Raw genomic sequence first — 6841 nt, 5'->3', positions numbered from 1 at the left:
ATCCGAGTTACTAAAAAGGTAACTCAGTTACACAAAAGGCAACTGTTCAGTTACCAAAAAGGTAACTCACCAGTTACTAAAAAGGTAACTGTGAAACGTGACTTTTCTTGTCATAGCAAGGGATTTCGGCTCTCTAAAACAATATTTAAAGCAATTATTAAAAAAAACACTACTACATCTTTAGATACTGTACAGGAATTAGATACAGAGCAAAGGGGTGGGGGAGGAGACATTCCTTCGGATCATTCCTTTGGCTATATCTACCGCGCTTACGAAAATAATTTTACGGGCTCAGGAAAGGTTACCCAATTTGAAAGCGAGGACCTTGGGACCTTGTTTGACGATTACGGCGGAGAGTGGCTGCTAAAAGCCATGCGTGAAGCCGTTCGGCAGAATAAAAAGAGTTTGGCTTATGTACGTGGCACGCTGGAAGGATACCGTAAACGTGGTGGACCAGAAATAGAGCGTCGGGTAGATCGGGCTTCACCGACAGAGGTTGGTCTTCGGGAAGACGACCCCATTACGATCTTGATGAGAAAGGCAGATGAGCAGCGACTTGCTGAATACGGAGTTACTTGAGGCTGAAATATTAGGTTCCTTTTTTCGAGACCCCTCCCTTGTTGGGGAAGTCGCCGTAACACTAGAACCAAGCTTATTTACACAACCTTGGCATCGCAATCTGCTGAAAATGATACTAGAACTACATCGGACTGAACAGGAACTATCCATGACTATGTTGGTGACGGTATTCGAAAAGCATCTTGAAAAGGTGGGTGGAGTTTCTTACCTGTCTAAACTGGCCAGCTCTGCCGTTGCAGTTTCGATGCTGGAGCAGAATATCAGGCAGCTCATTGAAACCGATGCTCGTCGTAAAGCGCTGGATTTGGTCGGCGAATACCGCGACAAATTTTTGGATTTGTCATCAGGCGGGTTTGAGGAATTACTGGACGAATTTGAACAGCGCTCACTGGATATTCGGCCTAAAGCTTTGCTAAAGGATACGGCGGTTGATGACATCATCCAGTGGTACGAGGACCTGGTACTTAAAACGCAAGATCCTTCCCGAGCGCTTGGCATTATGACGGGCTGGTCAGCATTGGACCGACTGACGCTAGGGTTCCAGCGTACTAACCTGGTCGTCATCGGAGCCCGAACTAGCATGGGTAAGTCAGCCGTCGCCAATGAAATTAAGATGCGGGCCACCCAGCGAGGACATAAGGTTGCGGACTTTAGTTTGGAAATGTCCAAGGCGCAGATTTATAACCGGATGATAGCTAATCTGTGCAGTATTCCTCTGCAAGCTATACGTTCAGGGCATCTGAAACCGGAACAGATCGAGCGAATTTCTATGCAGATGGAGTTTTTGCGAAAAATTCATATCGACGATAGCCGTGGCGTGACTGCGGAGTACATTTGTTCCGAAATGCGCCGATTGAAGCGGCAAGAAGGACTTGATTTGGTCATTGTAGATTACTTGCAGGAAGTAGTTGAGCCTGCCGAACGAAACGACAACAACGGTTCTGGGTTGCACAGGGTTTGTCAGAAGCTACGGAAGGCGGCAAAAGACTGTGATTGCGCGTTGATCGGTTTATCACAGGTCAAGCAGGATGTGGAGAGCCGGCAGAATAAAAGGCCGTTCGTTTCAGACTTATCAGGCAGCGCAGCAATCAGCGCAGTTGCTGACGATATCCTTCTGCTGTATAGGGACGAATACTACAACCCTGACACACCGGACCCAGGTATCTTGGAAATCAACCTCGCAAAACAACGCAATGGTCCTACTGGAGTAGTGAAACTCAAATTTGAGAAAGAGACACAACAAATCGCGTAGGGGAGGAACGGACATGAAACAGGGGAAACGACTCACCAAGAAGCAAAAGATTGGATTGCTAAAGGCCAGACCAGGAGTGACACTGGACAACTGGGTCTCAGAACGGGAAACAGCAGATGGGGTCGTGCTGCTAAACAAATTCTCAGGGAAGCGGTGGCTGCTAAATATGCACTATGGAGCATTGCAGCCTTACAAGGTACGGGTCTGATGCAGCCGTCATGCTGGACGCGCTGGAGCGTCTATGAGTACATGAAACATCGGTTTGTCAGTACTGGACAAGTTCCGAATAAATCGGAATTACTCGAGGAGCTGCCGGACATCGACCAGACCGAACTGATCGAAGGGATGGCCGAATTTCGCCTGATTCTTGGTGACTGGCCTATCGCTGGAGGTGACAGGTCATGCAGCGCCAGATAAAGGACCCGATGTATCAAACTCAGTTAAAGCAAACTGTACGGGACCGAAGCGGCAGGGTGATAGGCGAGGTATTTGTCCTTGAACACAGTATGTTGCTGGCCAAACAGTCACGTAAGCGTAAAAAGAGGGGGAAGCAGCTTTGAAGATTATGGGGATTGATCACGGTACGAATTTTGCTGGTTGGGCCACAATGCGAAATGGTAAGCCGATAGATTTTGGATTAAGGGACTATTCGTCAATTACAATGCCTGGTGTTTTGGACGCCATCTATCAAGACACATTCCGACTGATCGAGCAGGAAGAACCGGAATTGATTGTACTGGAGCGTCCAGTTCACTTTAAAAATGCCAACAGTGTACTAGCACTTGTCGGGGCGTATACTTCTGTTTCCTTGGCTGCCCTGCATTTGGACAAGCCGATTGTGGGCATCCGTCCTTCGGAGCTCAAAATTCAGACTGGTAAAGGGAATGCGGATAAAGAGACAGTCGCCATGGAAATGCAGATGTTGTTCGACCTCGACTATGACGAAATCGCCATTCCTGTTCTGTACAAGAAAAACGATCCACGTGGCAAGTACAAGATCGGGGACGTGAGGGAACGTTTATTCGATCCGTCAGACGCTATCGCACTTTGCTGGGCCTATCATCAAAATTTCATTAAAGGAGTGGCTTAAAGATGAGCTATATCAATTTCAAAGGTACGGTTAAAAAGATCAATCTCAAGTCATCAGAAGAAACGGAAATTACAATTAGTATCCCAGCTTCTGAGCTGGACGGCCAATACAATACGCTTCAAAGCATGCTGGAACTTAAAGTTATCGGAGGTTTGGATTCACAGATTGTCACGTACAAAGTTTTGAAGAATGCCAGAACGGGCAAGCCGATCACGAAATACACCGTGGACGATGTTGGTGTGGTATCTGTAGCGAAGCCAGAAGGGGAACAGCTCTCCATGGATCTCGGGCTTCCTCCTGAGAAAGTGGAAGTTAAAGCTGATCCAGAGCAAATTGACCTTGAAGTTATTCAGGATTTTATACTTAGCGGCCTTGCGCCATGCTTTGATGACATGCAGTATGACTTTTTGGAAATCACAGAGCGTTTAGCCAATGGGGACACCTATCTGAAAATAGCTGCTGACATTGGTATGGGTGTGGGTGTGTTTGTAGTTATGGTGGATGAATACCGGAAGCGGGTCGCGCCAATGGCTGCCAAGTGGGATGAATGGCGCCAAGGCCAAGTCAATACGGAACCGCCGAAAGATGGGGAACCAGTAGACAGTCAGCAAGAAGAACAACAAAATGACGATCAGCCGGAAGAGCAAGAAGGTGCTAATACTGATCCGTCCGAGCAGACTGAAGAAAATGAATCTGAGGACAACAACAAGCCGGAGGGCAGCTCAAATCCTGATACTGACACAGATTCCGAGACGACAGTCGATAAGGAGGAGCTGGAAGAGTACATTCTGAAAGTCCGTCCTACCTTTGACGATATCCCTGTTGATTTCCCTACTTTGCTTCAACAGCGTCGTGAAGAAGGCAAGACGTGGATGCAGATTGCTAAAAGCATCGGCTTGACCAGTGGCCAGATCACTACCAAATGGACGGCTTACAAGAAGATGGTTGCCAAGCAAATGAAAAACGGGGGAGCGGCGTAAATAGTTCCTTTCATAAAGTAGCGTGGCCCCTACCCTCACGGGCTACGGCGGCCACCTGCATTTTATAAACGGAACATATGATCTTAATCCTCTTTCATTTTCATTTCAACCAAATGTCTGCAATGAGGGCACTTGGAAGTCAATGAAAAAGTTTTCTTCTCATTGATGTTAAGCAGAGATACCAGTTGAACAACTATTCCCGGCAGTGAAAGCATTCCTAATATTAATGCAATTGAGTTAACAGCTGGAGTACTAACTAGCGCTTTTTTGTCAGTAAGCACATCAAATATTAGATAGCCTATAAAAACAACAAGTCCTGTTACATTCACGATAAAAAGTAATTTTAAAACGGTCTTCGTCCAGCGTTTTATTTTTTTATACGTCATAAATATCACCTCATTTGTTATAACGGCAGACTTAATAGAAAGATTCATATTTCCCAAAAAGAATTTTGAAAGGGTGAGTGACATGGAACAACTACTAAGAAGTCTACGACTACGGTAAACATCTTGGAAGAGTGATGACTAAAGTTTGAAATTCAGAGGACTTTGCTACTAAGGAGGTGTGAACCTTGGCAAACATTAACGCAGCGATAGAGCGGCTCATGGATATGCGTTTGGAACTGGATGATACGATGCGATTGCTCGGTTTTGACCCGGAAGCATCGGACCGTCAGCAGGCAGGGACGAACGAGCGTGTGTTGCTTCATTTACAGGATATATACGATGTGTTGGATGCTCCGAGACCAAATGGGGGTTACGCGAAGCAACTGGTGCAAGAAACGATGAAAATTGCAAAGGAAGAGATGTGATGCTGTTCTTCTTCCACGAGAATACAAACAACCCCCGCATTCCTTGGCCGGGCTCGCAGGGGCATCACTTTTAAACCTCATCAAATTATACCACGGGTGAGGGGAACACGATGGGGAAAAGAAGAAAAAACAACTTACAACTGACTTTTAACAATCTGCCGATTGATGAGAAAGCTACCCGCCTTGCGGTGGAAGAATATTTGGAGATGATTCGGCAGTATCGACAGATTGGTTTTGTAAGGCGCGAGGCGGCGATTACGCAGGCGTATTCATATAGAGAGCATCAGTCTACTAATGCGATCAGCAAACAGACTGAGAACATTGCTGTTTACAACGTGGATAAGGAAGCAGAATTTCAGGCAAAGGATAAGCTGCTGGAACTGGCGATGAGCAAGCTGTCTAGTATGCAACGAGAGGTTATTCAGCGAAGCTATTTAGACAATGAGGGTGAGTTTGATTATATCAGCTGTGGGGAAATGGGGATTAGCGATAGTACATTCCGTCGGTTAAAAAGTGAAGCGATATGGATTTTATCAGCAGCTCTTAATATTGAAATGTCATCATCACTAGAGGGAAAAATAGATAAGGAGTACTTTACAAGTTAAAATATAATCAAAAATCAATATTTGTATTTTAATACAATTATTGATTTTTGATCTTATAAGAAGAAAAAATCTATATACTAGACTGCTTTATTTTGTGCGAACTATTTTTATGAATTAGAGCAAAAATTTTCAAATATTCTCTTGAATAAATGGTATTAAGACCATATAATTGGATTGTTATTACAAAAATAAACATTTGGGAGGAAATTATGAAAAAAAATCTAGTAAAATCGTTTTTAGTTGGTGCATCTCTTGTGGTACTTTCTGGTACAGTCCTACCAACTCTATCTTATGCATCACAGTCTCCAAATAATTATGAAAGCAATATAGTTTCCAATGTTGATGTGAAAAAATACACTGATGATCTTCAACCTTTCGTACGTACCGCAAAGGACGGAACTTTGTATCTGGATACTACATACAAAGATAAAGTTAAGGTTCCAGATGAGGTGACCCAATCAATTACTGCGTGGATGAGCGTAGTTAACGAAGATATAAAACAAGGGCTTGCAACAGTGAACAGTAGTTATGAAGTGATTTACAGAAATTCTAACACCTCTGAATTTAGTACACAGGTTGTAAGAGGTGGAGTAGATGACGTCAGAACATTCTGGTGGGGGTTTGAACTTTGGTTAAGTCACAGTACAACAACTGAAGTTATCTATGCATTAACTGGAGGTGCTACAGCATCAAAAGTAGCAGAAATTATTGCAAAACGAATCCCTGCTGCTCCTGCAAAAGTTTTAACTCTGATATTGGAATTTTCAACTGTTATAACTGGAGGTGGAGCAGCACTTCTTAAAATAAAGGATCAAGGAAATGGTGTATACTTAACCTTTGGTTGGCCGATTCCAGGGTCAGCTTCACTTCCCCCATTAAGTGGAGTTGAACCTCAATATTAAATTTATAGGTTAAAAAAAGAGGCCTGGTGAGAATTCTTCACCAAGCCTTTTTTTACTTCTTTATGAGTCTTAGCAGTGAAATCAAAGGGAATAAAAGTATTAAACCAAAGAACAATATAATAATTGCACTTTGGGCTGTGAAAGCTCCCGACTGATATAGAAGAATAATAATAAGAGAATAAGCAAGGGAAGCTAAATAAGAGTAATGACCTATGCTCGATATGTTTTTTTGATATATAGGATTTTTTTTAACGAACAGTAGTATTGCATCGGAGATGAGTGCAGTAACGAGGAGCATTCCTAAAAAGTTAAGATGTACAATAAACAAAAATGTCGCAAGTAAAGCTGTGATAATTATCCTAATAGTGTGAGAAAATTCATTTTTTGATAACATTATCATTCTCCTCTCAAAATAACCCATTATGTGGATAATTTTAACCTCATTTTTAGTTTGAGACAACCGATATAGTCAAAAAAAAATTTTTTTGACTGGAAAATGACCGCTTTATGACCCGCCACTAGACTCTTCATGTGGTAAATTTGTATCGTGGAAAATCAAATAAGGAACGAACCGTAGCTTTTCAGCTTCGTTAATCAGGTCGGCCAATGTGCCGGCCTTTTT

General features: G+C 43.3%; 11 protein-coding genes. 10 read left to right on the top strand and 1 reads right to left on the bottom strand.

The window, feature by feature from the left end; translation table 11 throughout:
* From AC5V8P_RS21930 to AC5V8P_RS21900, 7 genes are all read left to right on the top strand, one after another.
* A partial coding sequence (locus AC5V8P_RS21930; protein ID WP_495473860.1) for a DnaD domain-containing protein occupies positions 1-579 on the top strand: 579 nt, incomplete at its 5' end.
* Complete coding sequence (locus AC5V8P_RS21925; protein WP_081276799.1) at positions 545-1831, top strand: DnaB-like helicase C-terminal domain-containing protein; 1287 nt, start codon at positions 545-547, stop codon at positions 1829-1831. The genes AC5V8P_RS21930 and AC5V8P_RS21925, both read left to right, overlap by 35 nt.
* 13 nt (positions 1832-1844) lie before the next feature.
* Positions 1845-2039 (top strand): DUF6906 family protein, encoded by a 195-nt coding sequence (locus AC5V8P_RS21920; protein WP_064796757.1) that lies wholly within the window; start codon positions 1845-1847, stop codon positions 2037-2039.
* A 41-nt stretch (positions 2040-2080) separates the two neighbouring features.
* Positions 2081-2248 (top strand): HMG-box domain-containing protein, encoded by a 168-nt coding sequence (locus AC5V8P_RS21915; protein ID WP_231116825.1) that lies wholly within the window; start codon positions 2081-2083, stop codon positions 2246-2248.
* Positions 2233-2391: a hypothetical protein gene (locus tag AC5V8P_RS21910; RefSeq protein ID WP_155762544.1), complete on the top strand. Its 159-nt coding sequence runs from the start codon at positions 2233-2235 to the stop codon at positions 2389-2391. Before AC5V8P_RS21915 ends, AC5V8P_RS21910 begins: the two co-directional genes overlap by 16 nt.
* Positions 2392-2396: 5 nt before the next feature.
* On the top strand, positions 2397-2921 hold the full coding sequence (locus AC5V8P_RS21905) for a crossover junction endodeoxyribonuclease RuvC (protein WP_231116834.1): 525 nt from the start codon (positions 2397-2399) through the stop codon (positions 2919-2921).
* Between the two features lie 2 nt (positions 2922-2923).
* Positions 2924-3901: a hypothetical protein gene (locus AC5V8P_RS21900; RefSeq protein WP_064796754.1), complete on the top strand. Its 978-nt coding sequence runs from the start codon at positions 2924-2926 to the stop codon at positions 3899-3901.
* A gap of 83 nt (positions 3902-3984) precedes the next feature.
* Here the strand turns inward: AC5V8P_RS21900 and AC5V8P_RS21895 are convergent, their stop codons facing one another.
* Entirely contained in the window at positions 3985-4287 is a 303-nt protein-coding gene (locus AC5V8P_RS21895; RefSeq protein ID WP_064796753.1) for a hypothetical protein, read from the bottom strand.
* Between the two features lie 185 nt (positions 4288-4472).
* Here AC5V8P_RS21895 and AC5V8P_RS21890 point away from each other — a divergent pair, with 185 nt between their 5' ends.
* The 3 genes from AC5V8P_RS21890 to AC5V8P_RS21880 all read left to right on the top strand — a co-directional run bounded on the left by AC5V8P_RS21890 (position 4473) and on the right by AC5V8P_RS21880 (position 6219).
* Complete coding sequence (locus tag AC5V8P_RS21890) at positions 4473-4712, top strand: hypothetical protein (protein WP_064796752.1); 240 nt, start codon at positions 4473-4475, stop codon at positions 4710-4712.
* 110 nt (positions 4713-4822) lie between these two features.
* Positions 4823-5317: an ArpU family phage packaging/lysis transcriptional regulator gene (locus tag AC5V8P_RS21885; RefSeq protein ID WP_064796751.1), complete on the top strand. Its 495-nt coding sequence runs from the start codon at positions 4823-4825 to the stop codon at positions 5315-5317.
* A 209-nt stretch (positions 5318-5526) separates the two neighbouring features.
* Entirely contained in the window at positions 5527-6219 is a 693-nt protein-coding gene (locus AC5V8P_RS21880) for a hypothetical protein (RefSeq protein ID WP_064796750.1), read from the top strand.
* The last annotated feature ends 622 nt before the right edge of the window (positions 6220-6841 follow it).

The organism is Paenibacillus sp. N119s, from assembly GCF_059447605.1.
Note: the sequence above shows the minus strand (reverse complement) of the source record. Positions and strands in the feature narration are given on the sequence as shown.

Excerpts from the sequence above, each read along its gene's own strand:
- AC5V8P_RS21925 (WP_081276799.1), top strand. The coding sequence starts at position 545 with ATGAGCAGCGACTTGCTGAATACGGAGTTACTTGAGGCTGAAATATTA.
- AC5V8P_RS21900 (WP_064796754.1), top strand. The coding sequence starts at position 2,924 with ATGAGCTATATCAATTTCAAAGGTACGGTTAAAAAGATCAATCTCAAG.
- AC5V8P_RS21905 (WP_231116834.1), top strand. The coding sequence starts at position 2,397 with ATGGGGATTGATCACGGTACGAATTTTGCTGGTTGGGCCACAATGCGA.
- AC5V8P_RS21885 (WP_064796751.1), top strand. The coding sequence starts at position 4,823 with ATGGGGAAAAGAAGAAAAAACAACTTACAACTGACTTTTAACAATCTG.
- AC5V8P_RS21880 (WP_064796750.1), top strand. The coding sequence starts at position 5,527 with ATGAAAAAAAATCTAGTAAAATCGTTTTTAGTTGGTGCATCTCTTGTG.
- AC5V8P_RS21920 (WP_064796757.1), top strand. The coding sequence starts at position 1,845 with ATGAAACAGGGGAAACGACTCACCAAGAAGCAAAAGATTGGATTGCTA.
- AC5V8P_RS21910 (WP_155762544.1), top strand. The coding sequence starts at position 2,233 with ATGCAGCGCCAGATAAAGGACCCGATGTATCAAACTCAGTTAAAGCAA.
- AC5V8P_RS21895 (WP_064796753.1), bottom strand. The coding sequence starts at position 4,287 with ATGACGTATAAAAAAATAAAACGCTGGACGAAGACCGTTTTAAAATTA.
- AC5V8P_RS21915 (WP_231116825.1), top strand. The coding sequence starts at position 2,081 with ATGAAACATCGGTTTGTCAGTACTGGACAAGTTCCGAATAAATCGGAA.